The following is a 25,862-nucleotide window of genomic DNA, read 5'->3' on the forward strand; positions in this document are numbered from 1 at the left end:
GGCCGCCTCGTCTCCGAGATTCACTCGTCTGTGAGTGAGTCTGTCCGCGGATCCGTTTTGTCCGTCGCGGCCCAACTGTCGTCTGTGCCCGACCCAGTCGATCCACCGAAGACCGACCCACTCGACGTCGACGACGACGCGCCGGTGAATCCCCGCCCGTACGACGACTTGGTGACGGGCGTGATGGAGGCACGCGGGTGTTCGAAGTCCGCCGCCGAGACGTGGGTCGACGACCACGGCCGCGAGGCAGCCGAGCGGTTCCTCCTCGCCCGCTGGGACTGATCAGTTCGGCGTCCCGGTGAACGCCTCCTCACGAACGGACAGGCGTGTCCAGTACACCGACCCTTCGTAACGAACGACGTACTCGCCGCTGACGCGCCACGGTTCCTCTTCGGGGTCGTCGTGGTCCCACTCGAACGCCACCGGGTCGTGCGCTCGGAAGCGGTCGACGAGCGACCGGAACGCCGGCGACGGCTCCTCGTCGTGTTGGACGTAGTAGCCGTTGCCTGCCCGTTCGTGGGACTCGTCGCCCGTCGGCGTCTCGCCGATAGCTGTGGCGACGATGTCGCGTTCGGCGTCGGTGAGTCCGTCGAGCGTCCAGCCGAACCGCTCGCGCACGTCCGTACCGAACGACGCCGCCGAGGAAACGCGCTGGCTGGTGAGTTCGTAGGTGTAGACGGTGTAGGTGCTGGCGCTGTCGACTTCGAACCGCGCCGGGCCATCGGGCCAGACGACGACTGAGTATTCTGGTTCGGGCACGAGCACCGACTCCTCGACGGCCTCCGGTCGATAGGAGAGTCTCGTGCCGATACCGACCGGGCGCTCGTCGTCGTAGCCGCGGTCGCCGAGTACTTCCTTGTCGACGTCGGGGAGGTCTTCGTACCGGATACGGTCGTTCGGTCCGGGCGTCTCCTCGCCGTCCTCGACGCGGATCGGGTTGATGGTCACGCCGAACGAGCGCATTTCGCGGGAACCGACCGCCTCGGCCGAGAAGCGATAGACGTCGTCATCGACGACGACCGGTCGGTCGGTCGGGAGCGGTTCGTCGGTGTCTTCGACGGTGACGGGGCCGTCGTCGACGACGCGACCCGCGAGCGCGACGGGCCCTTCGGCCTCGGGGTCGTCGACGCGACTGGTGTCGAAGAACGTCAGCGCCTCCTCGGCGAGTCCGGCGTCGTCTGCGGGCGTCATCCGGAGAGTTCCGGTCGGGGAGGGCGCACAGCCGGTACAGCCGCCGGTGACTGTCACGGCCAGCGTCGCCGACGTCGCGAGGAACGTCCGGCGGTCGAGTGGCATACGGCGGGCTACACGACAGGTTCCCAAGAAGTGCCCGGAGGCGAACACGGCCGTTTCAGTCTCCGGGCGGTGGCCTCGGCGCTGGCGGTCAGTTCTGTGACCGGCTTACGCGATCTGGTCGGCGTACTCCTCGGCCGTGAGGAGGTCGTCCAAGTCGGCCTCGTCGAAGTCGACTTCGAGCATCCAGCCGTCGCCGAACGGGTCGTCGTTGACGAGTTCGGGTGCGTCGAACAGATCCTCGTTCACGGCCGTCACCTCGCCGGAGACGGGCGCGTACAGGTCGGAGACGGCCTTGATCGACTCGATGACGCCGAACTCGCCGCCGGCGTCGATGCTGTCGCCGGCGCTCGGGAGTTCGACGAACACCACGTCGCCGAGTTCGTCCTGCGCGAAGTCGGTGATGCCGACTCGCCCCGTCTCGGGGTCGATCCACTCGTGCGACTCGCGGTAGTGCCGGTCGTCGGGAACGTCGAAACTCATCGTCTATCGAAGTTGGAGAGGCCGGGGTACTTGGGTGTATACGAATCCGAACGGATCGCCGGTGGCGGTCGGCGCTGCGGGACGGGGCGGCGACCAGTGGGTGGCGCTCCCGGAATTCGCGCAGGTTGCGCTACTCGAACGGGACGCGCGCGACCTTCGCACGCTTCTCCTGTCCGCGCACGACGACGTTGACCTGCGTGCCCGGATCGGTGAGGTCCGTCGGGAGGTAGCCAAGCGCGACCGGTTTCCCAAGCGAGGGACTCATTGTCCCCGAGGTGACGGTGCCGACGACGTGGCCGTTCTCATCTGTCACGTCGTAGCCGTGACGCGGCACGCCCCGGTCGAGGAGTTCGATGCCGACGAACAGTTCCTCGACGCCGTCGGCCTCCTGTTCGGCGAGGGCGTCGCGGCCGACGAACTCCGTGTCCAAGTCGACGACGAACCCGATGTCCGCCTCGTACGGCGTCCGCGGTTCGTCTTCGGGGTGGAAGTCCTGCCCCGAGAGGAGGAAGCCCTCCTCGATGCGGAGTGTGTCACGCGCACCGAGTCCACACGGCGCCGCCGACTCGGTGAACGCGTCCCACACGTTTTCGGCGGCGTCCCACGGACACAGCACCTCGAAGCCGTCTTCGCCGGTGTACCCCGTGCGGGCGACCCAGCAGTCGGAGCCGAGAAGCGACGCGAACGTCGCGGAGAACCGCGAGAGACCGAGGACGTCCGTGTCGTCGTCGACGGCGTCGGCGACGATGTCGGGCGCCTCCGGTCCCTGGACGGCGAACATCGCCCAGTCTTCGGTGACGTTGCGGACGGCGGCATCGAGGTCGTGGGCGTCGCGGTAGTCGATCCATCGCTCGTGTGTCTCGGCGTCGTGGCCCGCGTTCGGGATGAACAGGTACGCTGGGACCGTCTCGTCGCCGTCGTACTCGGGGCCGTCGCGTTCCTCGTCGGGGAGGCGGTAGACGACGGTGTCGTCGACCATCACGCCGTCCTCGCGGGTGATGGCGGCGTACTGCGCGTCTCCAGGGTCGAGTCGCGAGACGTCGTTCGTCGTGAGTTGCTGCATCAGCGTCTGCGCGTCGGGGCCCGCCACCTCGATTTCGCCCATGTGGGAGACATCGAAGATGCCAGCCGACTCGCGAACGGCCTCGTGTTCGGCGCGGATAGAGTCGAACTCGACGGGCATGTCCCACCCGCCGAACTCGGTGAACTTCGCGCCACGGTCCGCGTGGACCTCGCGGAGGGGTGGCTTCCGGAGCGTCATACCCTACCCGACAGTCGCGCCCGAGTAATGATTTGGTATTCGTGTTGTCGGGAGCGACGTTCCACTACCTGCCGTCGATGCACCGCACCACGGGGGCGAGACCGTTCACCGTCTCAGTCGCCAAATTTCAGCGTCGATATCCGGCACGCGTGCTTTTATGTAGCTATCTGGTGCCTATCGGGTGATGCTCGGGTTCGAACCGTGGGGGATCCAATACTGGTACGTGGCCGCGTACGCGATTGCCGTCGTCGGCTGTGGGATCGCACTTCGACGTGCGGTCGTCGTCGACGACGACGAGACGAGACGTGGACTCGTCGCCTTACTCGTCTCCAGCGGTGGGTGGGCGGCCGCACAGTTGGCGTACTTACTCGCACCACCGGCGTACCAGTACGGACTGTATCTCACCGGCTTGATCGTCGGCCTCACGACCATCGGCGGGTGGCTCTACTTCTGCTCGGCGTACAGCGGGCGCGCGTTCCACCGGAACACCACCGTCCGCCGCGCCGCTGTCGGCGTGTACCTCGCTATCGTCGCCGTGAAACTCACCAACCCCGCTCACGAACTCTACTTCACCGCCGAACAGGTGGCGACGCCGTTCGTACACTTGGCCGTCCAGCAGGGCGTCCTCCACTGGGTCGTCACCGGCTTCTCGTACGCGCTGGTCGCCATCGGCTTTTTTATGCTGATGGATCAGTTCCTCGAAGCCGACTTCGACACCCGCCCGCTGGCGGCGCTGGTCGGCGCGACAGCCCTCCCAGTCGTGTTCAATCTGGTCGAGTACGCGCGAACGCCGTTGCTCGACCTCAGCCTCGAACCCGTCGGCGTGGCGGTGTTCGCGGTCGGGACGCTGTACGTGTTCGAGGACCGATTCCTCTCGGTGCAGTTGTCCGACGGCGTCGACGACCCCCTCATCTACCTCGACGAGGACGACCGGGTCCGCGAGACGAACGACCGCGCCGTCGAGACGTTCCCCGACCTCCGTGGCGCACGAGGTGCACGGATCGGCGACGTCCTGCCCGGTGTCGGGCCGGCGCTGGGTGAGGAAGATGGCTTGTACGAGGACCGTGGCCCCGAGGGCCAGCGCTACTTCCTCGCGACGACGACGGAGTTCGTCCGCGGGCACGGGAGCGTCGGCCGACTGGTGATGCTGAGCGACGTGACTGGCTCTGAACAGCGGCGTCGCGAACTCGCGCGGCAGAACGAGCAGTTGGAGTCTATCGCTGCCGCGATGCGCCACGAACTGTTCAACACCCTCCAGATCGTCGCCGGGCGCGTCGACATCGCGGGGTCGGAGTTGGAGGGCGGCGACGTGACTGCCGCCCGGGAGTCGCTCCAGACCGCCTCCAAGACGGCCGAACGGATGCGGCGACTCGTCCGCGACTTCGCCGACCTAGCACGAAAAGGCAAGACCATCGAGGCGACCGAGTGGGTCGAGGTCGGTCCCACGGCCGAGAGCGCGTGGGCGTCGGTCGACACCGACGACGCCGAACTCGTCCGTCACAACGGCGGGCGGATCGAAGCCGACCCCGAGCGACTCGACTCGCTACTGGTCAGCGGGTTCCGCTTCGCCGTCCACAACGACGCCAGCCGGATCGACCTAGAACTGCACGACGACGGCTTCACGCTCGCTGGCGACGGCAACGAGTACCACAACCTCGATCCGGAGGCGTTCTTCGAGTACGGCGGCGCGGTGCCGACCGCCAAGGCTGGCATCGCACTGCCGAACCTCCGCACACTCGCGGAGGTCCACGGCTGGAGCGCCCACGTCGACCCCGACTACGAGGGCGGCGTGCGCGTCGTCGTCTCGGACGCGCACGTCGACGTCCGAGAGAACGGGGCCGATGTCGGTGAGACGGGGGCGGTCACGGCGTCGACCTCGTAGGAGCGAGCAACAGCGCCGATTGCGGGTACTCGCGGGGACAGAACGACTCCCGATCTGAACGCGAAATCGCACAGCGACGCCGTCGGTCGACGGCGTTCAGTAGTCGTTGACGTACGCGGCGACGTCGAGCATGCGGTTCGAGAAGCCGTACTCGTTGTCGTACCACGTCAGAATCTTCGCGATGCCCTCGTCGTCGTCGCCGACGACGTTCGTGGAGCGCAGGTCGACGTACGAGGAGAACGGCAGGCCGATGATGTCGCGGCTGACGACTTCGTCATCCGTGTAGCCGAGGACGCCCGCCAGCGGTCCGGAGTCGGCGGCGTCGCGGAACGCCTCGTTGATCTCGTCGGCCGACGGCGACGCCTCCAGGTCCACGACGAGTTCGGTGAGCGACCCGTTCGGGACGGGGACACGCATCGCCATCCCGTCGAGTTTGCCCTGCAGTTGCGGCAGGATGTCGGTCGCGGCCTGCGCCGCGCCCGTCGAGGTCGGGACGATGTTCTCGGCGGCCGCGCGACCGCGGCGCGTCTTCGCCTTCGGCCCGTCGACGAGGTTCTGGCTGCCGGTGTACGCGTGGACCGTGGTGAGCGTCCCCGAGGCGATGCCGAACTCCTCGTCGAGGACCTTCGCGACCGGCGTGACGGAGTTGGTCGTGCAGGAGGCGTTCGAGACGACCGTCTCACCCTCGTACTCGGCCTCGTGGTTGACACCGTACACCAACTGCTTGACCGGCTTCTCGCCTTTCGGCGGCGCGGAGATGATGGCCACGTCTGCGCCCGCCTCGACGTGTTTCTCAGCGTCCTCTTTCGTGCGGAACACGCCCGTACACTCCAGGGCCACGTCCGCACCGAGGTCGTCCCACGGGAGGTCCGCGGGGTCCTGTTCGTCGAGGATCGGAACGGCGGTGTCACCGATGGACAGTTCGCGCGCGTCGGCGTCGTAGGAGATGCCGTCGAGGCGGCCCATCACCGAGTCGTAGGAGGCGAGATAGCGCATCTCCTCGCCGTCCATCACGTCGTTGATGCCGACGAGTTCGATCCGCGGGTCCTCCAGGACGGCACGGAAGACGTTTCGACCGATACGACCGAAGCCGTTCAGACCGACCCGAACAGGCTCATCCACGTCTTCGCCCGCCGAGAGGTACGATTTACTCATATCCGAATAACTGCTGGGGAAGGACTTATCGCTTGCGGGTTCCCGAAACCGTGGGTGAGCGGCGTCGATCGGTCGCCTACAGTCGAGGTCGACCGCGACAACCGGTCACCGCGGGGAGAAGGCTTATTCGGAAAAGCACCCAAGTAGTGGCTGCTAATGCGTGACAACCGCGACGATCCGTTCGGCGACATCTTCGACGAGATCGAACGGATGATGAGCGAGATGACCGGCGCTGCCGGGACCGACGACGCCGGGTTCGGCGACGAGACGCACGTCGCCGTCTACGAGGAGGGAGACACCCTCCGTGTGGTCGCCGACCTGCCGGGCGTCGAGAAAGACGGCGTCGACCTCCAGTGTGACGGGAGCATCCTCACTATCTCTGCCGAGGGAGACCACCGCCGCTTCGACGAACGAGTTCGCCTGCCGGTCCGTGTAGACGAACACTCTGCTGCGGCGTCGTTCAACAACGGTATCCTCGAAGTGACGTTCGACGTGGTCGAACCCTCAGCCGACATCAACGTCGAGTAACGCCCGCGACGCGTCGGCTACGGTACTGTCTCGTCTTCTCGCGCCGCCGTCCGCCGGATCAGCGCCGCCACGTCCGCGTCGAACCCGTCGCGATACTTCCCCGCGGCGTCGACGGTCGGCCGCGCGTTCGTCTCCGAGACGACCAGTCGCTCGTCCGTCTCCAACAGGTCCACTCCCGCCAGCGACAGCCCCAGCGTCGACGCCGCTTGCTCTGCGAGGTTCCGCGCCGCCGGGCCGAGGTCGACCCCCTCCGCGACCGCGCCCCGGTGGACGTTGTGTTTCCACTTGCCCGCCGCGAGGTCCGCTTCGGGGAGGCGACGCTCGACCGCGCCCACGTACTCGCCGTCGACGACCATCACGCGGTAGTCGGTCGCCTCCGGCAGGAACTCCTGGAGGAGATAGGACTTGTCGCCCGTCGCGCGGTAGTCGTGGACCAAATCGAGGTAGTCTGTCACACCGAGGAGCGTGTCCGGGTCGGTCGCCTTCGCGACGCCGACGCCGCGGGTCGCGGAGTTGGGCTTCACGACGAGCGGATAGCCGATCTCCTCGGCGGCGGCGAGCACTGCGTCGTCGTCCGCGGGGTTCGACACCATCTGCGTGTCGGGCACGGGAACCCCGGCGTCCGCGAGACGGGCGAGCGCTCCGGCCTTGTTGCGCGAGGCGAGAATCGCCTCGCGACTGTTCACCCACGGCACGTCGAGGTGCGCGTCGACCACCGCGCCTTCCATCAGTCTGGAGGGGTACACCCAGCCCACGTCGAAGCCAGCGAACTCGTCGGGCGGGTCGCCGTCCGCTCCTTCGATGGGGAGCGTCCGCCCGTCGCAGTCGACGTGGCTGACCGCGATGCCGTGCGGCGCGAGGCGGTCACGGAGTCGCTCGAACGTCTCCGACTCGGTCGTGACCGCGAGGCGGAGGTCGGGGTCGGGTGGAACCGCCGTCATCGTTGTCTCCGACCTCGGGCGCACGGGGGTTATCGGTTCGGTTCGTCGCCGCACCGCGCGTCCGGAACTACGCGGTCATCGTCTCCGGGAGCGCACCCACCTGCGCCAAGATGCCGAGCATATCGTAGTACCACCATCCCTCGGATATCGTCTCACCGTCTCGCTGGTAGACGGTGACGCCCTCCCACTCGACCGTCTCGTGGGTCGGTCCGATGCCGAAGGCGGTCATCTCGCCCTTGTTCGTGCCGCTGGCAGTCCACCGGGAGACGATTCGGTCGCCGTCGACGAGTGTCTCCTCGACCGAGACGTGGAGGTCGGGGAACGTCTCTCTGACCTCCGTGACCCAGGAGTTGAACTCCTCGACGCCGTCGTACGTCACGCCCTGCGGGATGTTGTGTACGACCGCGTTCGGCGCGAAGTACGAGTCGGTCCGCTCGAGTTGCCCCTGGTTCCACACCTCCTCGGTGTAGCGCGCCTGCTGTGCCTCGATCCGTTCGTGTGTCGTGTCGTCCATCTGACTCACCCGATCTGGTCTTCTCCGTGGCCAGTTTTCAACCGTACAGCCGATTCCAGTCGCGCGCAAAAACGCCGCCCGCACGTCGGTCGACACGCGCTTGGCGGTCGAGTGATCGCCGACCGCGACAGTCGTCCACACGCGGAGCGTCGAAAGGAGGCTTCTTACGGCCCGAGACGGTAGCGAGCGTATGAGCGATCACGATGCGCCTCCCGCGCAGGTGCCGGTCGAGTGCCCGGCCTGCGGCGCGGAGACGCCACACGAAGTGCTGAAAGCCGGCGGTCACGCCACCGTGCAGTGTACGGAGTGCGCCCACACGCACAAGGTCGAGGTCCCGGAACCGACGACCGTCGATGTCGACGTCGTCGTCTCCCAAGACGGCGAGTCGTACACGACCACCCTCGACGGCGAACCCGAGGAGACGGTCGCCGTCGGCGACGAGTTCGTCGTCGAGACGCCCCAGGCCATCCAACAGGTGCGCGTCACCTCCATCGAACTGTCGGGCGACCGCCGCGTCGAGGAGTCCGATCTGGACCACGCTGCCACGGTCTGGACGCGCGTCGTCGACAACGTCGCCGTCAACATCACCGTCCACCCGAAGGACGGCCGCCGCGACGAGACGCGCAGTCTGAAGGTGTACGTCCCCGGCGACTTCGAGTTCGTCGTCGGCGAGACGAAGTCGTTCGGCGACGACGAGATCGAGATCGAAGGCGTACAGGTGCGCGACGAGGCGGGTGACCGCTACCGCCACGAGAAGTTCGACCACGAGGGCGACATGGTGTACGCGAAAGACGTGAAGCGCGTGTACGCTCGCGACACGAAGACCGCGGCGTGGTCGGCCTGGTAAGGCCCGAACTCGGAATCGCCGACCGTCGCTGCCGCGGAACGGCCGGCGACCTGCCGATCGTTTTTGTCACTCCTTCGTCACAGTTGCCGTATGCGACTCAGTCACCGACCCCCAGGCGGGTGGGTACGATGAGCGAGTGGCGCGTCGCCGACCCCGACGCACGCCTGACAGACCCCGCCGCCGCCGAGCGCCCGCGCGAGACGACGTTCACAGACGCCGCCGCGCACGCGAACGCGGTGATTCACGAACCCACGTCGCTCCCCGACGACTGCACCGTCGAGACGGTGACGTACCGCCCGGAACAGCCTCCGGGGCGTCCCGACGGCGTCGACGCCGCCGAGTTGGGGCAGACGCCCTGGAGCGACGGCAACCCCTCCAGCGTCCGCGCGGTCGTCCGCGGCGACGACCGCGCCCTCCGAGTCAAGCAGTTCCTGTACGACTGGGCACCGCCCGCCGCGAGCGCCGCCCCCCTGTGGCGGACGCCCGATCCGACGCCCGTCCCGTGCGAGGACGCCGTGGGCTGGCTCGGCACCGACTACGAGGACCGCCGCGGCGCGTGCCTCCAGCGCGAACGCACCCAGATCGAAGCGTCCGTCACCGAGGGGGCGTTCTCCGACGAGGAACTCGCGGCGCTGCTCCGCGGGTTCGAACCTGCGGCCCCCGAAGCGAGCCGCGGCGTCCGCGAAGCTCCGTTCCACTCGCTCAACTACTGGACCCGGTACGCCTGCCGACCGCCGGGTGTCCCGCACGGCCTGTGGGACTACTCTGGCCCGCGACCGTACGACGAGAGCAGGCCCGTCTCACTGTCCGCGCTCGCAGGGCCGTCGCCACCGGCGGACGTTCGCCCGCTCGTTCCCACCGGCGAGCGATTCGTCTTCGACTCGGCGCTGGCGTTTCCCGACGCCGACGCCGTCGAGTGCGTGTTCCGCGCCCGCGAGAACGGCAGCGACCACCTCTGGTTGACCGCCGCTGCCGAGGGAAGCCCACTCGCGCCCGACCTCCCGCCGGAGCCGGCGGATCAACCGGCGGCCACGCGCGAGCGAATCGACTGCCGTGGGGCCGACGTGTACTACGCCGCGCTCGACGAGGAGTACGGGGCGTGGGAGGCGATGTGGGAAGAGGACGGCGTCCGGTACGCGGCGTGGGCGGGAGCGTCGCTCGCGCTCGACGGCGAGGCGTTCCGGTCGAGCGTCGACGGCCTGTCGCCGCCGTAACCTGACACAGGTCCCGAGAGTCGGGGCAGAACGCGTGAGCCACCGGTGTCCATCACTGACTGCGCCCACTTCTGCTCGGAGGGATGCGTTTTTATCCCCGCTCTCGAACCCACCGAGAACGAATGCCGACCGACGAGCGCACCGGACTGCAGACCGAAGAGTTGCTTCTCCTCTGGGCCGCACGCCGAACAGGGGTGCTCGAGGCGTTGCTGTCGACCGCCGGCACGCCCGACGGTGTCGCCGCTGAGACCGACCTTTCGGAGCCGGTCGCCCGACGACTCCTCGCAGCGCTGGCGGATCTGGGCTTCTTCGAACGCGTCGGCGACGAGTACGAACCGACCAACCGTGCACTCGGGATGCTGGCGAAACGCGACGTGCGCTCCATCGGCACTATCCCGCACGCCCTCGATGCCGTCGAGGAGTTGATCGGGCTACCGGAGACGCTGGAGACGGGCGTTCCCCCCGAGCGACGAAGCGACTGGGAGGCGAACGCGTTGGGCGCACACTACGCCACCGACGAGGCAGTCATCCGCGCGTGCGTGACCGAAGCGGTCCGGGCGGCACCAGATGCTGACTCCGTCGTCGACCTGTGCGGTGCCTCGGGCGTGTACGCCGCCGAGTTCGCCGCCCGCGGTGTCGACGCGACGCTCGTGGAGTCGCCGTCGGCCGTCGAGTTGCTCGGGCGAGTCCACGGCGACCGCGTCACTCTCCACACCGGAACGCCCGCATCGCTGGAGGCAACGTTCGACATCGCGTTCCTCGGCGACGCGCTCACCGAACTGGACCCCGCAGAGGCGGAGGCGGCACTCGCCGTCGCCGTCGACTTACTGGCCCCCGAGGGCGTACTCGTCGCCGTCGACACGTTCGACGACGGGACCGGCGGGTCGGCGACGGTCGCCACCGAGGCACGGGCGCTGGCCGCCGGCCACGGCGGGGCACACGCGACCGAAACGGTGCGTGGGTGGCTGACCGACGCGGGCCTCTCGGACGTGCGCGTCCGCTCGGTTCCGGGAACCGACCGCCACGCCGCCGTCGGCTACGTGGGTAACTGACCGGCGACAGGCCGCACTCGCGAAAACGACCCTTACTCCGAGCCCACACGCGGATCCAGCGCGGCGTTCACCACGTCTTCGGCGAGCGTGCCGACCACGCCGACGAGCGCGGTTATCAGCGTCGCCGCGAGGATGATCGCCACGTCGCGGTCCTGGATGGCCACAAGCGTCACGCGCCCGAAGCCGGGGATGCCCAGCGCTACCTCGACGAGATACACGCCCAGCAAGAGGACGGTCAACATGCGGATGGAGAACAGCGACACGAGCGGCGGTCCAGCGTTGCGCAGGACGTGTACGACGACGTGACGGGGCGACCCACCGTTCGCTCGCACCAGTTTCACGAAGTCGCGAGCGGCGACCGCGGCCGTCTCCGCGGCGGCGTACCGCGCCAGCGTCGCCCCGAGCGTCACCGCGACGACGGTCGCCGCGATGACGAGGACTGTCAGGTTCGACCCCTCGAACGTCCCCAGTTCGGGACTCCACGACACGAGGACGCCCGCCTTCGCCGCCGCCGCCAGCGCCAGCGCCTCCGCGAGCAGGAACGCGGGAAACGCGGCCCCGAGGTGGCCGAACGCGTCGGCCGTGCGCCCGGCCCACCCCTTCACCAGCGACGAGGCGAGGCCACCCGCGACGCCGAGGACGCCGGCGACAGCGACACCGGGGACGAGGTACGCGGCGGTCTTGGTCACCGCCGCCGCGATGATCGGATTCACTGGCGCGTCACGGACGAACGACCGACCGAAGTCGAACGTGAGGTACTCCGTCATCCAGAGGACGTACCGCTGGAGCAACGGTTCGTCGTAGTTCATCTGCGCGTAGTACTGCGCTTTCACCGCCTGCGCCTCGTCGGGCGGGAGCCCCCACATCAGGATGTTCACGTTCGGATCGGGCGCGGCCGCGAACGCGAGGAACGTCGCCGTGACGACGAGCCAAACGACGAACAGCGACCAGAGGAGTCGACGCGCGAGGAACGCACGACGACTCACGGCTGCCCACCTCGGCGCGGGGACGAGACGGGGTCCACGGCCGTCCGACGCGAGTGGAGGGGAACGGACGACCGCGGCGAACTGCGTCGATGCACACCGATGGGTTGCCGACCCTGGCCACATAACCGTATCCGTCGCTGTGACGTAGATTTCACCTTCCGGTAGCCCTTTTGTCACCGAGTCGGTGGTCGCTTGCGTGTCTCGACTCACCGCCCCGCTCCCGGTGACCCTCACTACGCCCTCTTCCGACCGCATCGCGGTGGTGACGCCACCGTGAGCGACACCCACGACTCGCTGGCCGACGGCGACCGCTTCAGCGTCGACGACGCCGCGAGCGAGCGACTCGTCGAACGCGTCCCCCTCTCCCGCCGGTCGCTCGGCGTCCTCGCGGCGTGGGCGGTCCTCGTCGCCGCCGCCGTCTGGGAGCACACAGTCACGCCCGAGGGTCTGGTCCCGTTCTGGGGGTTCGCCACGAGTCCGTTGGAGTACCTCTACTACGCGTCGCTCGTCGTCGTGGTCGCGGCGCTGGTCGTACCGCTGTACGGCCGCCCCGACCTCCGACAGCGGTACTGGCGACGCCTCCGGCGCGACCCCGTCGGCGTCCTCGCACTCGCGTTCCTCCTCGTCGTCTGGTACGCCGCCACGTTCGGCAAGGCGACGCTCGCGTTCTTCGGCATCGAGTCGGACGAGGGCATCCGCGGCGGCGTCCCCCTCGCCCAACCGCCCGCGTGGGAGTCGGTCCGACTGGGGCCAGGCGTCCCCTACTGTTACGGGCCGACCGCGGAGGGACTGTGCCAAGGCACGTGGCGCTTCCCGTTGGGGACGACCGTGAACGGACAGGGCACCGTCACCCTCGCCGTCGAGGGGGCGACCGTCGCCGTGCAGGTGTCGCTCGTGACGGCCGCGCTCATCGTTCCCGTCGCCGTCGCCGTCGGCACTGTCGCAGCATACTACGGCGGGCGCGTCGACAGCGTGCTGATGCGGTACATCGACGTGCAGCGAGTCGTCCCGGCGGTGTTTCTCGTCGTCCTCATCCAGCAGTCGTTCGAGCGGAGCCTCCTCGGTATCGTCCTCGTGTTCGGCCTGTTCGACTGGGACGGCACGGCTCGCCTCGTCAGGAGCGCCGCGAGCAGTCACGTCGATGCCGGCTACGTCCGCGCGGCGAAAGACGCCGGCATGAGCGACCTCGCGATCATCCGAACGCACGTCGTCCCGAACGTCTCCGACACCGTCGTCTCCGCCGTCGCCGACCGGATGCCGATGCTGGTCCTCGTCGAGGCGGGCGTCGCGTACCTCGGCTTCACCAACCCGCTCGCGCAGTCGTGGGGGTCGACCATCGCCATCGGCTTCAGGGACTTCCCCACCTTCTGGTGGACGCTGACGTTCACCGCGATTCCGCTCGTGTTGACCGTCGCCGCGATGTCTGTCCTCGGGGCGACGCTTCGTGACGTCCTCGACCCGAAGGCGGAGGTGGGTGCGTGAGCGAACGCTCGCGCGGCGACCGTGGCGGCGCGGACGGCGACCCGCTCCTGTCGGTGCGCGACCTGCGGACGCAGTTCCCGACGCCCGAGGGAACAGTCCGTGCGGTCGACGGTGTCTCCTTCGACGTGCACGCCGGGGAGACGGTGTGTGTCGTCGGCGAGTCCGGGTCGGGCAAGACCGTCACCTGCGAGTCGATCACCCGCCTCGTGGACGCGCCCGGCGAGATCGTCGGCGGCGAGGTCCGCTTCGACGACCGCGACCTCACGACGTTCGGCGAGGCGGACCTGCGCTCGGTGCGTGGAAGTCGAATCGCGTACGTGTTCCAGGACCCCCAACGCGCGCTCGACCCGGTGTACACCGTCGGCGAGCAGGTCGCCGAGGTCGTCGGCTACCACGACGACGTCGGCGACGCCGACGCGTGGGACCGCGCGGTCGACGCGCTCGACCGGGTGGGCATCCCCAACGCCGCTGACCGCGCCGACGACTACCCACACCAGTTCTCCGGCGGGATGAAACAGCGCGTCGCCATCGCGATGGCACTCGCGGGCGACCCCGACCTGCTGGTCGCCGACGAACCGACCACCGCGCTCGACGTGACGACGCAGGCGCAGATCCTCGGCCTGTTCGCGGACCTGAGCGCGGAGTCGGACCTCGCGACGCTGTACGTCACCCACGACCTCGGCGTCGTCGCCGGCATCGCCGACCGCGTCGTCGTGATGTACGGCGGAAAGGTGATGGAGCGCGGGAGCGTGACCGACGTGTTCGAGCAACCGGCGCATCCGTACACTCGCGCGCTGTTGCGGTCGCTCCCGAGTCGTGCGGACCCCGAACGGATCGGCGGAGCACCGCCGAACCTCCTCGATCCACCGGATGGCTGTCGCTTCCACCCGCGGTGTCCGCACGCGGTGGGTGCGTGCGAGACGGGCGACCAGCCGCCGCTGTACGACGCCGCCGTCGGCGGGGAGGCTGCGTGCGTCTTCCACGACGGCGTTCGCGACCCGAGCGTCATCGACCGGGAGGGTGACGACAGCGACGGAGGAGACGAACCCGACGAGTCGGACGACGCTGCGCGACCTCCGGGGGGCGATCGATGAGCGACGACGAACCGTTGGTCGTCGTCGAGGATCTGACGCGGCACTACCCCGTCCGCTCGGGGGTTCTCGGTCGACAGACCGGGTCGATTCGAGCCGTCGACGGCGTCTCGTTCACCGTCGACCGCGGGGAGGCGCTCGGCCTCGTCGGCGAGTCCGGGTGTGGGAAGTCGACGGTCGCGGAGACGCTCGTCCACCTCGACGACCCGACCAGCGGGACCGTCCGCTTCGACGGACAGACCGTGACCGGGAACCCCGACGCACTCGCGGACCTCCGCCGCCGGACGGCGACCGTGTTTCAGGACCCCGCCGACAGCCTCGACCCGCGGATGCCGGTGGGCGAGTCGGCTGCGGAGCCGTTGGCCGTCCACGGCGTCGCCCGCGAGCGGCGGCGCGAGCGGGTGAAGACGCTGTTCGAGCGCGTCGGTCTCTCGGCCGACCACCGCGAGCGATACCCGCACGAACTCTCAGGCGGCCAACAGCGACGCGTCAGCGTCGCGCGGGCGCTGGCGCTGGATCCGGAGTTCCTCGTCCTCGACGAACCGACGGCCGCCCTCGACGTGAGCGTGCAGGCGGAGATACTCGCCCTCTTAGACGACCTCCGCGCGGCGTTCGACCTCTCGATGCTGTTCATCAGCCACGATATGAGCGTGATCCGGCGGGCGTGCGACCGGGTCGCCGTGATGTACGCCGGCGAACTCGTCGAGACCGGACCGACGGCCGCGGTGTTGGATGACCCCGACCACCCGTACACGCGGGCGCTGACCGCGGCCGTCCCGACGCCTGACCCCCGGGCGGGTCGTCCCGAGCACACGCTGACCGGCGCGGTTCCGGATCTTGCGGATCCACCCGACGGCTGTCGGTTCCACACGCGCTGTCCCGAGGTGATCCCGCCGGAGGGAACCGACTTGACGAGCGAGGAGTACGCCGCGGTCATCGCGTTCCGGGAGGCGGTGGCCGACGACGTCGTCGCCGTCGAGCGACGCGGCGGCGACACAGACGGGACCGCCGCGGCGATACGGGAGGAGTACGACCTGCCGGATCCCGACGGCGAGGCGGGCGACGCGCTCTCGACGGCAGTGGAGGCGGCGGCCGATGGGGATACGGACCGCGCGCTTGCGGCGCTTCGTGGGTCGTTCGACTCCGTGTGCGTTCGGGAGTCGCCCGAGCGAGCAGACACCGATCGCTCGGCGGCGTGTCACCTCACCGGCGACCGCGACGAAGCGGGCGATGCGGCGAGTGACGCGACCCCCAACACCCACTCGACTTGAGCGGTCCCCGGTCTCAGGGGCCGGAGCGTCCATAGACTTGACAGCGCCGTGTCGCTCCCCCGAGCGTACAGTTCATTACGCGCCGTCCCGACGCTCGGATATGGACGGTCCGGACCCGGCGCTGTTGCGCGAGGACATGCTCGACTCGGTCGAGCACAGCCTCGGCCACGCGCCCGGCGAGGCAGTTCGCGACGCGATGTCGACCGTGCCGCGCGAGGAGTTCGTCGCCGAGGCACCGTATGCGAACCGAGCGGGCGAACAGGGCGGGACGCGCGTGCTCGCGCCGGCGACGGTCGCGCGGATGCTGTCGGCGCTCGATGCCGACTCGGGCGACGAGACGCTCGTCGTCGGCGTCGGCGTCGGCTACACTGCGGCGGTACTCGCGGAGATCGTCGGCGCGAGACACGTGCACGCCGTCGACATCTCCCGCCGGATGGTGTACGACGCGCGGCAGAACCTCGCCGCCGCCGACTACGAGGCGGTGCTGGTCGACTGTGCCGACGGCGCAAACGGCCTGCCAGCGTACGCCCCCTTCGACCGCGTCCTCGTCGAGGCGGCGGCGGTCGACCCACCGAGAGCGCTCGCCGACCAACTCGCACCCGACGGCCGCCTCGTCTTGCCCCGTGGTCGCGGCGCAGACCAGAGCGTCGTCGCGTTCGAACCCGACGATGCTGGACGCCTGCACGAGACGGAGACCGCGGGCCCGGTGTCGCTGTCGCCGTTGCTCGTCGACGGCGAGCAAGCAGGAGCGGGCGAGCGCAACCGAACCCGACGTGAAGACGCCGAGTTCTCCCAGCAAGGCTACTTCGCCAAGACCGGGTGGGAACACGAGTGGATCGACTGGGACGACCGCCTCACCGGAACCGACCGCTAATCTGCGTCGCGAACAGTCACGTCGCCTGACACGCCCTCCTGCGACGCCTTCGAGAGACTTTAACGGACTCCGTTCGGAGCCACGACCGATATGGACAGCCAGGGCACTCTCGATGGGGTCGACAGCGCCGACCCCGGAGCCGTCTTCGCGGACGGCGGACAGCCAGCGTGGTACCGCGACGCGGTGGTGTACAGCCTCGACGTGAAGACGTTTCAGGACAGCGACGGCGATGGCTGGGGAGACTTTCAGGGACTGATCGACCGTCTCGACTACCTCGAAGAGATTGGAGTCGACTGTCTGTGGGTCCGGCCGTTCTACCCGAGTCCGCTGCGCGACAACGGCTACGACGTGGCCGACTACCGTGGCGTCGACGACCGGATGGGGTCGATGGACGACTTCGACCGCCTCGTCGACGAGATGGACGACCGCGGGATGCGCCTCATCACCGACCTCGTCCTCAACCACACCTCTGTCGACCACGAGTGGTTCCAGCGTGCCCGCGAAGACCCCGACTCGAAGTACCACGACTACTACCTGTGGACGAGTCACATCGACGACGCGTTCCACACGGAGAACATCTTCCCCGAGTTCGAGGACGGCGTGTGGTCGTACGACGAGGTCGCCGAGAAACACTACTTCCACCAGTTCTACAACCACCAACCCGACCTCAACGTCGCCAACCCCGAAGTCCAGGAGGAACTGTTCGACATCATCCAGTTCTGGCTGGAGCGTGGCGTCGACGGCTTCCGCATCGACGCCGCCCACCCGATGGTGCTCCCGAAGGGGCACAACGCTCACCGGATGGACGACCCGCAGTGGCTGTTCCGCGAGATGAAGCGCCGGGCCCGCGAAGTGAAAGACGACGCCGTCCTCCTCGCCGAGGCCGACGACGAACCCGACCACCTCGACTTCTACTTCGCTGGCGGCGACGGCTTCGACGCCCTGTTCAACTTCGTCGGTAACTCCCACGTCACCTACGGCGTCGGCGTCGAGGACACGTGGCCGCTGCACCGGATGTTCGAGCAGATTCCGGACGGCGACCCCGACGGGCACGTCTGGTGGGCGAACTTCCTCCGGAACCACGACGAGTGGAACCTCCTGAAACTCCCACACGAGGCGCTCGAACACGCCCGCGAGGAGTTCCGCGAGGGCCACGGCGACGGGCGTGACTCGTGGATCTTCGGCCGCGGGCATCGCCTCCGACTGGCCGACCTGTACGACGGCGACCACGACCGCATCGCGATGGCCCACAGCCTCCTGTTGGCGCTCCCGGGGACGCCCATCCTCTTTTCGGGCGACGAAATCGGGATGCACGCCGACCTCGACCTCCCCGAACGGCAGGCCGTCCGCACGCCGATGCGCTGGGACGGCAGCGAACCGAACGCGGGCTTCTCCTCGGCCGACGCCGACGAGTTGGTCATCCCCGTCGACGGCACCGGATGGCCGGGCGTGTTCCAGGCTGACGTGGCGAGTCAGCGCGGCGACGCCGACTCGCTGTTCGCCCGCGTCAGCCGCGCGGTCGAGGCGCGCAAGCGCGCACCCGAGGTGAGTCGCGGCGACTTCGCTGTCGTCGACACCGACCCGAAGGAGGTGTGGGCCCACCGCTTCGACCACGACGGCGAGGTACTCCTCACCGTTCACAACTTCGCGGACGACCACCGCGAGGCGGTCGTCGGCTTCGACGTCGACCCCGACGACGCAGAGTGCGTCCTCGGTGACGCCGAGTTCACCGTCGCCGACGGCGGCGTCTCCGTCTCGATGGACGGCTGTGACTACCTCTGGCTTCGCGGCGAGAAGCGATAGAACGCCGAGCGAGGCGTCTCGAACGGGAACGGCGCGGCGGTGGAGCGTTACTCGCCCGCGTCGTCGGAACAGTCGTCGACGAGCGGTAGCCGCGCGACGACCGCCGCGCCGCCACCCGACGACTCCTCGTAGCGAACCGTGCCGCCGGCGGCGTCGACCGACCACCGGACCAACCAGAGACCGATCCCCTGGCCGTGTTCGGTCGGCGTCTCCGCGCCGTATTCGAGGGGCGTTCTGCTGTCTGGAGTGACTCCCGGCCCGTCGTCGGCGACGCGCAACACGGCGTCGTCGCCGTCGACCGACAGCGACACCGTCACCGTCGGCGCTGGGACGTGTTCGAGTGCATTCGCGATCAGTTCCTCGACGGCGAGCATCAGCGGTGCGGCCCCCGAGACACAGACGCGTCGGTCTGGCAGCGACAGGCGTACCGCCGCGTCGTCGTTCGCGGCCGCCAGCCGAGCGGTGACCTCCTCGACGACCGCCGCCGCGTCGACGGCGTCGGCGTCCTCGATGTCGACGACGTCTTCGCGGAACTTCCGAGCGCTGTCCGAGAGGTCGAGGACGTCGAGAGCGGCCGTACGGATACGGTCCACGTCGGCACGGAGCGCCTCGACGTCGACGGTGTCGGTCTTCGCGTCGGGTCCGTCGCCGCCCGCGTACGCCTCGATGACACCATCGATGTGGTCGGCGTAGCCGAGGACGACGTTCAGGCGGTTGCGGATGTTGTGGCGCAACACCCGGTCGAGAACGGTCAGTCGCTGGTCGCGGGCCACCCGGTCGGTCACGTCCCGCTGGAAGCCGAGGTAGTGGGTCACCCCGCCGTCGTCGTTGCGGATGGGCGAGATGTCCAGCGCGTTGTACCACATCCGCCCGTCCTCGCGGCGGTTCAACAACACGACCGACTCCTCCTCGCCCGCGTCGATCGCTCGTCGAAGCCGTGCGATCGACTCGACGTCGGTGGCGTCCGTCTGGAGGAGGCGGGGATTGTGTCCGAGGATCTGATCGTCGCCCAGCCCGGTGAGTCCCTTGAACGTGTTGTTGGCGTAGATGAGCGGTTCGTCGTCGTCGGTGTGGTCCGCGATGGTGATGCCGACCGTCGCCTCGTCCATCGCACGACGGTACAGCGCAAGTCGCTCCTCGCGTTCACGTCGCTCTCGGAGGTCGTGTGCGACCACTTGTACGTCGCCCTCACCCACGTCGATAGTCGTCATTTCGACCGGGACCGGCCGAGAGTCGGCTGGCCCAGTCGTCGACGACGCGGCAGAGTCGTCGGCCACGCCGCCGTCGGTGTCGCTGATCACTGCTCGCGTCAGCGTCGTCTCGATGGGGCCACCCCGTCCCGCGGTGCCCGCGGCGGTCAGCGCCGCCGTGACCGCGTCGGCGTCGACCGCCGGCACGAGGTCGGCGAGTGGCCGGCCCTCCAGCGTCGACGGCTCGACCGCCAGCAACGACTCCGCCGCGGGGTTCGCGTACGTCACGACGCCATCTCGACAGACGAACACCGCGTCCGGGAGGTGTCTGACCAGTCGTTCGAGGCGGTCGCGACTCGCGGCCAGTTCCGTCGACAGCGAGCGTGCGCGTGCGAGCGCTCGAAGCCGTCGTGCCAGCGCCGCCTGCCGGATGGGCGCGGCGACCGTCTCGTCGACGTGGTCGCCTGCGGAGTCCAGTCGTGCCAGCGCCGCGCCGGGGTCACCGAACCGCTCGGCCACGTACAACAGCGTCGGGTGGTACGTCGACGTCGACTTCCGATACGCCGAGAGTGCGTCGCCGTGCGCCCGCGTACCGTCCACGTCGAGGAGACACACGTCGAAGTCACCAGCGAAGGGGTCGGCGTCCGTCTCCGGGACCCGCGGCGTGAATCCGTCGGACTCGGTCAGCCAGCGGTAGAGCAGGTCGCGGTCCGATCGCCCGTCGAAGACGAGGAGGACAGACAGGTCGTCCGAAGACGGGTTAGACATCGGTGACCGGTAGTGTGCCCGTGTGCCTGCGACGGAGTCGCGCCGTCGGTTCGCCGAGCGTGCTGCCGTCTTCGCTGGTCTGGAACTCCCGAAGCGTCCGCTCGACGGCTCCGGTCCGACGCTTCAGGACGCCAACCGTCGCTCGGAGGTCGTACGTGTGTTCCAGATAGCGGCCAAATGGGGTCAGTTCCGCGAAGCCAACGAACAGTGCGGGTCCGTCGCTCGCGGCGAGAAACGGTAGCCAGAAGATGGTCTTCCCCCTCCCAGTGACACCACGGATTATAGATGCACGCTCCGGAATGTCCTCCCCGTCAAGGAGGGTATCGAGCCCCGGAACGCCCGGATCGATCCGTGTGCCACGTTCCATAGCAGACTGTGGGCGAGTGAACTATATAACAGAGAGGGAAGCGCTCACCCGGAGACTCCGTCAGTCGTTGGTCGGCAGACAGCGATTCGGTGGCCGGGTCTCGTTCGTTCGGCGTCGACACCCGACGACTGCCAGTCTACACCTCGACCGGGTCGCCCTCGGAGTCGAAGATGGCGTCGACGACACGCTGTACGGCCGTCGCCTCTGCGAACGAGACGAGGTCGCCGTCGCCGCCCTCCAGTTCGGTCACGAACTCGTCGACGAGCGTCACCGTCGTCGACTCACGGTCGGCACACAGTTCCTCCTCGTCGTCTGTGCCGGGGTCGGCGGTCAGCCGGAACCACTCGGTCAGCGTGAGTTCACCCTCGCTCCCGGTGACGGTGATGGCGTTCTCCTCGGGTTGCTCGTGATCACACAGGAGGTCGATGGTACCGTGGACCGAGTCGTCACCGGCCGTCTCGAACCAGCCGACGACCGACTCCTCACAGGCGTCGGGGCCGGCGTACTGGACTTCGGCGCTCACGCGGTCGATGCCGCCGAACGCCTCCTGGACGCCGAACAGGAAGTGCGTGCCCACCTCGCGGATTGGACCACCCTGCTCGCGCGAGCGAAGCCAGTCGACGTCCTGCCACTCACGAGGCCACCGCGGGAACCGGAAGTCCAGCGAGACGCGCTTGGGCGTGCCAATCTCGCCGTCGGCGACCCGTTCGCGGAGTTCGATGAACCCCGGCGTGTAGCGGAACGGGAGGTTCACGGCCGTCACGAGGTCGGTGTCGGCCTCACGAGCGGCGAGTCGCTCGCCCTCCGCGGCATCCTCTGCGATCGGTTTCTCACAGATGACGTGGACGCCGGCGTCGAGTCCGGCCTCCGCGATTTCGCGGTGGTGAACCGGCGGCACCCCGGCGTAGAGGATATCGAGGTCGGCCTCCGCCAGCATCGCCTCGTGGTCCGTGTAGGGGTCGGCGTCGTAGTCGGCGGCGAACGACTCCGCTCGCTCGACGTCGACGTCGCAGGCGGCCGCGACGGTCGTGTCCGAATGCTCGGTGAACGATTCTGCGAGTCGACTACCGATGACGCCACAGCCGACGATGCCCACGTCGTACATAGCGAGTCGTTCGACTCGGGTGGTTTGTGCGTTCGTATTCCGGTGCGTACGACCGCCACACTTACGCCGTCTTGTCAAGAAGAAACAATGATCAGGTGTGGACGACCACGAACGCGACCGACTGCTCGCCCGACTGCGCGGCGGATCGACGCTGGGGGCGGAGATGGCCGAGCGAGTCGAGATAGACGGAACGACGGTCAACCTGAAATCGCTGCTGTTCGAACTGCACGGTCTCGATACGGTCCCGGAACCCGAACACGAACGGATCGAGGAGTTACTCGGGCACCTCCGACGCGAGCGGATCAGCCGACGCCAACAGATTGCTGAGGGCGACATCTCCGTGGAGGAGGGCGAGGAACTCGTCGCCGAGGTGATCGGTATCGACCGCGCGATCAACGCGCTCGGGCGTCTCGACGCGCGTGGATACGAGGAGACAGCGCGGGAGAGCCGCATCGAGAGCCACAAGCAGTGGCTCGGATTGGTGAAGCAACTGCGGTAGTACGGACGTCGACGCTCGCCCGCGCTCACCCGTCGTTCCACGCGAAACGACTTTCACCTGACGCGGTGACCCGCGCGTATGGCATACAGTTACGAGCCACACTACTTCGAGGACTTCGAGGTCGGCCAGGAGTTCGTGAGCGTCGGGCGCACCGTCACCGAGTCGGACTTTATGATGCACTCGGCGCTGACGGGCGACTGGACGGAACTGCACACCAACGCCGAGTACGCCGAGGACAACGCCTTCGGCGAGCGAATCGCCCACGGCCCGATGACGTTCGTGCAGGCGACGGGCTTCGTCTACCGCACGGGCATCGTCGAGCGAACCGCGCTGGCGTTCCTCGGTATGAACTACATGGACCTCCCGAACCCCGTGTTCATCGGCGACACCATCTCGATGGAGATGGAAGTGACCGAGACGAAAGACCTCTCCAGTCGCGACGACGCGGGTCTCGTCGTCATCGACTGCGAGGTGACGAAGCAGGACGACACAGTGGTTCTGGAGGGCGACATGAAGTTCCTCATCAAGACCCGCGCCGAGGCGGACGACCCACACGCGTAGGGCAGTCGTCGCGTCGCCACGTTCTCACCCGTTCACGAGTCACCGAACAGCGCCTGAACGACGTCCGGCGCACGGCGGGCGGCCCGCGAGGCCGTCCACGCCCCCTTGCGACCCGCACCGGTGAGGTAGTGCTGTGCGCTCCGAGGGACCGGTTGGCGGCGACCGTGGACTGAGCCGTTGCCCGCGGCGAGCGCCGCCACCACGTCGTCGCCGTCGACGACCGCCGGGTGCGTCGCCTCGGGGACGGTAACCTCGGTGAACGCGCGACCGATGTACCGGGCGTGGTGGGCGTCGCTGGCGGCGACGCCGGGGTAGCCGTGCGCCTCCGCGAAGCGGCGGGCACGGCGGTTTCGATAGCCGGTGAACAGCCAGGCGTTGAACACCTCGACGCCGTCGCAGTCGTCGATGTGGCGGCGGCGGACGCCGTGGCGCGTCCGCTGGAACGGGTGCGGGACGACCGCGACGCCGCCCATCTCGCGAACCGTCTCGACCGTCTCCGTGAACGGACGGCGGGCGGGCGGGCGCTCCTCGACGCCGATCGCGAGGAGGTGCCCCGCCGCCGTCGACACCTCCACCCCGGGGATACCGATGAGGCCGTACTCCGGGGCAAGGTCGGCCGCGCGAAGCGACGCTTCGATGGCGTCGTGGTCGGTGACGACGATGCCGTCGAGGCCGATTTCCGCGGCGTGTTCCAGCAGCAGTTCGACCGGATCGTGACCGTCGTACGACTCCTCGGAGTGGACGTGCGGGTCGATCCGGAGACCAACCTCCTCGGTCATCTACTCCACCTTGTTCCCGCACGTATCCAACACTTACGGCGGAGTCCGTGTCCGGTAGGCTCGTCGCGGCAGGGAGTCTCGGAGAAACAGACGGACGGTCAGTCCCGTTCGAGCGTCGAGAGCAACTCAGCCGAACTGCTCGAACGGCTCTTCACAGTCGTTACAGAAGTGCATCGAGCGACACAGTCCTGGTCCGATCGGGTGTTCACGCTCGGTGTCGGTCGACCCGCAGTACGGACACTCGGCCGCCTCCTCGGAGTCCCCGCCCGCGGCGACGCTGGGGTCGATGTTCCGGCGCATACTCACACGCTCAACCCGAACTCGCGCAGGGCCTCTCGGCCCGCGTCGGTCACCATCGCGACGGTCCACTCCGGCGAGTAGCGCAGTCGGACCTCTGCTTCGTCGACGCCGGGAGCGGTCTCGGCGGCACAGCGCACGTCGTTCGTGAGCATATCGCGAGCGGGACACCCCGAGTACGTGAGCGTCATCTCGACGGTACACCGGCCGTCCGCGACCGTCACGTCGTAGAGGAGGCCCAGGTCGACGACGCTGACGGGCATCTCGGGGTCTTCTACCTCGTACAGCGCCGCCCACACGTCCGCTTCGACGCCCGTCGCGCCCTCGCCCGTCTTGGGGTACTCCTCGGGCGCCTCGCCCGCCTCGTAGGAGGTGTACGCGCACGCTTCCGAGTCGGCGGGCGTGTCGGTCGGCATGTTGGTCGGCATTATCCGTCCTCCCCGCGCAAGCGAGCGGGTCGGTCGAAGTCCACCTCGCGGTGGGTCGCAGTGAACGCGTCGTACAACTCGAACCACTCGTCGGTGTGACTGCCGTCCCGGCCGCGCGCTTCCGGGCGCTGAACGTCCTCGGGTTCGGGGACGACGAGGCCGTACCCCTCCAGCGTCGGGACGACCGTCTCCAGCCACTCCTCGCGTACGTCGGCCAGCGAGTCGCGGCGGAAGCCGTTCGCGCGGATTTCTTCCTCGTGGGTGCTGGGGGTGAACAGCGACAGTGCGTGCGGGAACAGGTCCTCGACGGCCGCCTGCAGGTGGTCGCGGGCGTCGTCGTCCGCGGCGAGTCGTTCGAGCCAACTCAGCGCGTGGTCGCGGTGGTAGTCCTCCTCCGACAGCGCCTTGCCGACGCGGTCGGCCAGCGGCGCGTAACTGGTGTCGACTAGCGCTTCCAGCCGAAGTTCTTCGGCCACGTCGTACAGGTACGTGCGAACGACGACGTCGCCCCAGCCGTCGTCGGCGAACGGGCGTTCGACGAGCGTCGAGTGGGTCCACTCGTCGGCGGGCCGCCGCCAGATACACTCCTCTTCGGTGTAGCCGAGTTCTTGGAGGAGGTCGTACCACAGGCGAGCGTGGCCGAACTCGTCTTGGGCGATGTTGGCGAGTGCGAGGTCGGATTCGAGCGTCGGCGCGAATATCTGCCACTCGGTGAGGCGTTCGGCGTGGACGAACTCGTCGTCCGCGAGGCGGAAGAGGAGTTCCTCCAGCGCCACCTGCGCCTCCGGCGAGAGGTCGTCGCGGTCGAGCGACGCCGCCGTGGGCGCTTCGGCCTCGGGTGCGTTGCTCATCGCTGCTCCTCGGCTTCGAGTTGTTCACGGCGCTTGCGCGCGGCCTCACGCTGTTCGGCCTCGCTGTCTTCGACCTCCTGTGCGAACGAGGAGTCGATGTCGTTGTACGTCATCGCCCAGCGGTAGGACTTGTCGGTGCGACCGCCGAAGGCGGCGTCCTCAGTGTCGACCTCGCCAATCTCGGTCTGCGGGACGACCCACAGCGAGTTGGTCTGCATCCGGCGTGCGTGCTGAATCTGCGCGAACAACTTCGCCATCTCGCGGTCGGGCGCGTGGACGTTGCCGACGTGGCGGTGGTAATCCCCCGGCTTCTCCTGTCTGAACACTTCCCAGATCATGG

At 68.4% G+C, this 25,862-nt stretch carries 28 protein-coding genes; 13 read left to right on the top strand and 15 right to left on the bottom strand.

Annotated features, from left to right (window positions below; translation table 11 throughout):
* The first annotated feature begins 84 nt into the window (after window positions 1-84).
* The gene (locus tag P0D77_RS14340; RefSeq protein ID WP_277553788.1) at window positions 85-282 is read left to right on the top strand and encodes a hypothetical protein; all 198 of its coding nucleotides are present in this window, start codon (window positions 85-87) and stop codon (window positions 280-282) included.
* Here the strand turns inward: P0D77_RS14340 and P0D77_RS14345 are convergent, their stop codons facing one another.
* The 3 genes from P0D77_RS14345 to gcvT form a co-directional block, all read right to left on the bottom strand.
* Window positions 283-1,296: a hypothetical protein gene (locus tag P0D77_RS14345; RefSeq protein ID WP_277553789.1), complete on the bottom strand. Its 1,014-nt coding sequence runs from the start codon at window positions 1,294-1,296 to the stop codon at window positions 283-285. It abuts the gene before it with no gap.
* A gap of 105 nt (window positions 1,297-1,401) precedes the next feature.
* Window positions 1,402-1,776, bottom strand: coding sequence for a glycine cleavage system protein GcvH (gene gcvH / locus P0D77_RS14350; protein WP_277553790.1), 375 nt, complete (start codon window positions 1,774-1,776; stop codon window positions 1,402-1,404).
* Between the two features lie 130 nt (window positions 1,777-1,906).
* Complete coding sequence (gene gcvT / locus P0D77_RS14355; RefSeq protein WP_277553791.1) at window positions 1,907-3,037, bottom strand: glycine cleavage system aminomethyltransferase GcvT; 1,131 nt, start codon at window positions 3,035-3,037, stop codon at window positions 1,907-1,909.
* Between the two features lie 184 nt (window positions 3,038-3,221).
* On the opposite strand from gcvT, the gene P0D77_RS14360 reads away from it, so the two are divergent.
* Window positions 3,222-4,919 (top strand): histidine kinase N-terminal 7TM domain-containing protein, encoded by a 1,698-nt coding sequence (locus P0D77_RS14360; RefSeq protein WP_277553792.1) that lies wholly within the window; start codon window positions 3,222-3,224, stop codon window positions 4,917-4,919.
* Window positions 4,920-5,015: 96 nt separating this feature from the next.
* Here P0D77_RS14360 and gap read toward each other — a convergent pair whose 3' ends face one another.
* Entirely contained in the window at window positions 5,016-6,074 is a 1,059-nt protein-coding gene (gene gap / locus P0D77_RS14365) for a type I glyceraldehyde-3-phosphate dehydrogenase (protein WP_277553793.1), read from the bottom strand.
* A 156-nt stretch (window positions 6,075-6,230) separates the two neighbouring features.
* Between gap and P0D77_RS14370 the strand changes: the two genes are divergently transcribed.
* Window positions 6,231-6,602, top strand: coding sequence for an Hsp20/alpha crystallin family protein (locus P0D77_RS14370; protein WP_277553794.1), 372 nt, complete (start codon window positions 6,231-6,233; stop codon window positions 6,600-6,602).
* A 17-nt stretch (window positions 6,603-6,619) separates the two neighbouring features.
* Here P0D77_RS14370 and P0D77_RS14375 read toward each other — a convergent pair whose 3' ends face one another.
* Both P0D77_RS14375 and P0D77_RS14380 read right to left on the bottom strand, forming a co-directional pair.
* The gene (locus P0D77_RS14375) at window positions 6,620-7,543 is read right to left on the bottom strand and encodes an ATP-grasp domain-containing protein (RefSeq protein WP_277553795.1); all 924 of its coding nucleotides are present in this window, start codon (window positions 7,541-7,543) and stop codon (window positions 6,620-6,622) included.
* 67 nt (window positions 7,544-7,610) lie between these two features.
* Complete coding sequence (locus P0D77_RS14380) at window positions 7,611-8,057, bottom strand: ester cyclase (protein WP_277553796.1); 447 nt, start codon at window positions 8,055-8,057, stop codon at window positions 7,611-7,613.
* Window positions 8,058-8,247: 190 nt separating this feature from the next.
* On the opposite strand from P0D77_RS14380, the gene P0D77_RS14385 reads away from it, so the two are divergent.
* From P0D77_RS14385 to P0D77_RS14395, 3 genes are all read left to right on the top strand, one after another.
* Window positions 8,248-8,904: an HVO_0476 family zinc finger protein gene (locus tag P0D77_RS14385; RefSeq protein ID WP_277553797.1), complete on the top strand. Its 657-nt coding sequence runs from the start codon at window positions 8,248-8,250 to the stop codon at window positions 8,902-8,904.
* A gap of 128 nt (window positions 8,905-9,032) precedes the next feature.
* The gene (locus P0D77_RS14390) at window positions 9,033-10,118 is read left to right on the top strand and encodes a hypothetical protein (protein ID WP_277553798.1); all 1,086 of its coding nucleotides are present in this window, start codon (window positions 9,033-9,035) and stop codon (window positions 10,116-10,118) included.
* A 122-nt stretch (window positions 10,119-10,240) separates the two neighbouring features.
* Window positions 10,241-11,170, top strand: a complete 930-nt coding sequence (locus tag P0D77_RS14395; protein ID WP_277553799.1) for an SAM-dependent methyltransferase — start codon at window positions 10,241-10,243, stop codon at window positions 11,168-11,170.
* Between the two features lie 32 nt (window positions 11,171-11,202).
* Here the strand turns inward: P0D77_RS14395 and P0D77_RS14400 are convergent, their stop codons facing one another.
* Complete coding sequence (locus P0D77_RS14400) at window positions 11,203-12,156, bottom strand: ABC transporter permease (protein ID WP_277553800.1); 954 nt, start codon at window positions 12,154-12,156, stop codon at window positions 11,203-11,205.
* Between the two features lie 273 nt (window positions 12,157-12,429).
* On the opposite strand from P0D77_RS14400, the gene P0D77_RS14405 reads away from it, so the two are divergent.
* From P0D77_RS14405 to P0D77_RS14425, 5 genes are all read left to right on the top strand, one after another.
* The gene (locus tag P0D77_RS14405; RefSeq protein ID WP_277553801.1) at window positions 12,430-13,638 is read left to right on the top strand and encodes an ABC transporter permease; all 1,209 of its coding nucleotides are present in this window, start codon (window positions 12,430-12,432) and stop codon (window positions 13,636-13,638) included.
* Window positions 13,635-14,732: an ABC transporter ATP-binding protein gene (locus P0D77_RS14410; RefSeq protein ID WP_277553802.1), complete on the top strand. Its 1,098-nt coding sequence runs from the start codon at window positions 13,635-13,637 to the stop codon at window positions 14,730-14,732. Before P0D77_RS14405 ends, P0D77_RS14410 begins: the two co-directional genes overlap by 4 nt.
* On the top strand, window positions 14,729-16,000 hold the full coding sequence (locus tag P0D77_RS14415; protein WP_277553803.1) for an ABC transporter ATP-binding protein: 1,272 nt from the start codon (window positions 14,729-14,731) through the stop codon (window positions 15,998-16,000). Before P0D77_RS14410 ends, P0D77_RS14415 begins: the two co-directional genes overlap by 4 nt.
* 100 nt (window positions 16,001-16,100) lie before the next feature.
* Window positions 16,101-16,874 (top strand): protein-L-isoaspartate O-methyltransferase family protein, encoded by a 774-nt coding sequence (locus P0D77_RS14420; RefSeq protein WP_277553804.1) that lies wholly within the window; start codon window positions 16,101-16,103, stop codon window positions 16,872-16,874.
* 90 nt (window positions 16,875-16,964) lie between these two features.
* A complete protein-coding gene (locus tag P0D77_RS14425) occupies window positions 16,965-18,677 on the top strand; it encodes an alpha-amylase family glycosyl hydrolase (RefSeq protein WP_277553805.1) in 1,713 nt (570 codons plus the stop codon).
* 47 nt (window positions 18,678-18,724) lie between these two features.
* Here the strand turns inward: P0D77_RS14425 and P0D77_RS14430 are convergent, their stop codons facing one another.
* The 3 genes from P0D77_RS14430 to P0D77_RS14440 all read right to left on the bottom strand — a co-directional run bounded on the left by P0D77_RS14430 (window position 18,725) and on the right by P0D77_RS14440 (window position 22,107).
* Complete coding sequence (locus tag P0D77_RS14430; RefSeq protein ID WP_277553806.1) at window positions 18,725-20,635, bottom strand: PAS domain-containing protein; 1,911 nt, start codon at window positions 20,633-20,635, stop codon at window positions 18,725-18,727.
* A complete protein-coding gene (locus tag P0D77_RS14435; protein WP_277553807.1) occupies window positions 20,628-21,002 on the bottom strand; it encodes a P-loop NTPase family protein in 375 nt (124 codons plus the stop codon). Before P0D77_RS14435 ends, P0D77_RS14430 begins: the two co-directional genes overlap by 8 nt.
* Before the next feature lie 136 nt (window positions 21,003-21,138).
* Window positions 21,139-22,107: a Gfo/Idh/MocA family protein gene (locus P0D77_RS14440; RefSeq protein ID WP_277553808.1), complete on the bottom strand. Its 969-nt coding sequence runs from the start codon at window positions 22,105-22,107 to the stop codon at window positions 21,139-21,141.
* A gap of 97 nt (window positions 22,108-22,204) precedes the next feature.
* On the opposite strand from P0D77_RS14440, the gene P0D77_RS14445 reads away from it, so the two are divergent.
* Window positions 22,205-22,606: a DUF5788 family protein gene (locus tag P0D77_RS14445; protein ID WP_277553809.1), complete on the top strand. Its 402-nt coding sequence runs from the start codon at window positions 22,205-22,207 to the stop codon at window positions 22,604-22,606.
* Between the two features lie 78 nt (window positions 22,607-22,684).
* Window positions 22,685-23,167: a MaoC family dehydratase gene (locus tag P0D77_RS14450; protein ID WP_277553810.1), complete on the top strand. Its 483-nt coding sequence runs from the start codon at window positions 22,685-22,687 to the stop codon at window positions 23,165-23,167.
* 32 nt (window positions 23,168-23,199) lie between these two features.
* Here the strand turns inward: P0D77_RS14450 and P0D77_RS14455 are convergent, their stop codons facing one another.
* From P0D77_RS14455 to paaB, 5 genes are all read right to left on the bottom strand, one after another.
* Window positions 23,200-23,946 (bottom strand): PHP domain-containing protein, encoded by a 747-nt coding sequence (locus P0D77_RS14455; RefSeq protein WP_277553811.1) that lies wholly within the window; start codon window positions 23,944-23,946, stop codon window positions 23,200-23,202.
* A 126-nt stretch (window positions 23,947-24,072) separates the two neighbouring features.
* Window positions 24,073-24,246 (bottom strand): 1,2-phenylacetyl-CoA epoxidase subunit PaaE, encoded by a 174-nt coding sequence (paaE, locus tag P0D77_RS14460; RefSeq protein WP_277553812.1) that lies wholly within the window; start codon window positions 24,244-24,246, stop codon window positions 24,073-24,075.
* Between the two features lie 2 nt (window positions 24,247-24,248).
* Complete coding sequence (paaD, locus tag P0D77_RS14465) at window positions 24,249-24,671, bottom strand: 1,2-phenylacetyl-CoA epoxidase subunit PaaD (protein WP_277553813.1); 423 nt, start codon at window positions 24,669-24,671, stop codon at window positions 24,249-24,251.
* The gene (paaC, locus tag P0D77_RS14470) at window positions 24,671-25,522 is read right to left on the bottom strand and encodes a 1,2-phenylacetyl-CoA epoxidase subunit PaaC (RefSeq protein ID WP_277553814.1); all 852 of its coding nucleotides are present in this window, start codon (window positions 25,520-25,522) and stop codon (window positions 24,671-24,673) included. The genes paaD and paaC overlap by 1 nt, the downstream gene beginning before the upstream one ends.
* Window positions 25,519-25,860 (bottom strand): 1,2-phenylacetyl-CoA epoxidase subunit PaaB, encoded by a 342-nt coding sequence (paaB, locus tag P0D77_RS14475; protein WP_277553815.1) that lies wholly within the window; start codon window positions 25,858-25,860, stop codon window positions 25,519-25,521. Before paaB ends, paaC begins: the two co-directional genes overlap by 4 nt.
* Window positions 25,861-25,862: the final 2 nt, after the last annotated feature.

Origin of the sequence: Halobaculum limi (genome assembly GCF_029490015.1) — an archaeon.
Classification (GTDB): domain Archaea; phylum Halobacteriota; class Halobacteria; order Halobacteriales; family Haloferacaceae; genus Halobaculum; species Halobaculum limi.

Bases quoted from the DNA above. Each gene is read 5' to 3' on its own strand.
- P0D77_RS14345 (WP_277553789.1), bottom strand. From the start codon at position 1,296: ATGCCACTCGACCGCCGGACGTTCCTCGCGACGTCGGCGACGCTGGCC.
- gcvH (WP_277553790.1), bottom strand. From the start codon at position 1,776: ATGAGTTTCGACGTTCCCGACGACCGGCACTACCGCGAGTCGCACGAG.
- gcvT (WP_277553791.1), bottom strand. From the start codon at position 3,037: ATGACGCTCCGGAAGCCACCCCTCCGCGAGGTCCACGCGGACCGTGGC.
- P0D77_RS14360 (WP_277553792.1), top strand. From the start codon at position 3,222: ATGCTCGGGTTCGAACCGTGGGGGATCCAATACTGGTACGTGGCCGCG.
- gap (WP_277553793.1), bottom strand. From the start codon at position 6,074: ATGAGTAAATCGTACCTCTCGGCGGGCGAAGACGTGGATGAGCCTGTT.
- P0D77_RS14370 (WP_277553794.1), top strand. From the start codon at position 6,231: ATGCGTGACAACCGCGACGATCCGTTCGGCGACATCTTCGACGAGATC.
- P0D77_RS14375 (WP_277553795.1), bottom strand. From the start codon at position 7,543: ATGACGGCGGTTCCACCCGACCCCGACCTCCGCCTCGCGGTCACGACC.
- P0D77_RS14380 (WP_277553796.1), bottom strand. From the start codon at position 8,057: ATGGACGACACGACACACGAACGGATCGAGGCACAGCAGGCGCGCTAC.
- P0D77_RS14385 (WP_277553797.1), top strand. From the start codon at position 8,248: ATGAGCGATCACGATGCGCCTCCCGCGCAGGTGCCGGTCGAGTGCCCG.
- P0D77_RS14390 (WP_277553798.1), top strand. From the start codon at position 9,033: ATGAGCGAGTGGCGCGTCGCCGACCCCGACGCACGCCTGACAGACCCC.
- P0D77_RS14395 (WP_277553799.1), top strand. From the start codon at position 10,241: ATGCCGACCGACGAGCGCACCGGACTGCAGACCGAAGAGTTGCTTCTC.
- P0D77_RS14415 (WP_277553803.1), top strand. From the start codon at position 14,729: ATGAGCGACGACGAACCGTTGGTCGTCGTCGAGGATCTGACGCGGCAC.
- P0D77_RS14420 (WP_277553804.1), top strand. From the start codon at position 16,101: ATGGACGGTCCGGACCCGGCGCTGTTGCGCGAGGACATGCTCGACTCG.
- P0D77_RS14425 (WP_277553805.1), top strand. From the start codon at position 16,965: ATGGACAGCCAGGGCACTCTCGATGGGGTCGACAGCGCCGACCCCGGA.
- P0D77_RS14430 (WP_277553806.1), bottom strand. From the start codon at position 20,635: ATGTCTAACCCGTCTTCGGACGACCTGTCTGTCCTCCTCGTCTTCGAC.
- P0D77_RS14435 (WP_277553807.1), bottom strand. From the start codon at position 21,002: ATGGAACGTGGCACACGGATCGATCCGGGCGTTCCGGGGCTCGATACC.
- P0D77_RS14440 (WP_277553808.1), bottom strand. From the start codon at position 22,107: ATGTACGACGTGGGCATCGTCGGCTGTGGCGTCATCGGTAGTCGACTC.
- P0D77_RS14450 (WP_277553810.1), top strand. From the start codon at position 22,685: ATGGCATACAGTTACGAGCCACACTACTTCGAGGACTTCGAGGTCGGC.
- P0D77_RS14455 (WP_277553811.1), bottom strand. From the start codon at position 23,946: ATGACCGAGGAGGTTGGTCTCCGGATCGACCCGCACGTCCACTCCGAG.
- paaE (WP_277553812.1), bottom strand. From the start codon at position 24,246: ATGCGCCGGAACATCGACCCCAGCGTCGCCGCGGGCGGGGACTCCGAG.
- paaD (WP_277553813.1), bottom strand. From the start codon at position 24,671: ATGCCGACCAACATGCCGACCGACACGCCCGCCGACTCGGAAGCGTGC.
- paaC (WP_277553814.1), bottom strand. From the start codon at position 25,522: ATGAGCAACGCACCCGAGGCCGAAGCGCCCACGGCGGCGTCGCTCGAC.
- paaB (WP_277553815.1), bottom strand. From the start codon at position 25,860: ATGATCTGGGAAGTGTTCAGACAGGAGAAGCCGGGGGATTACCACCGC.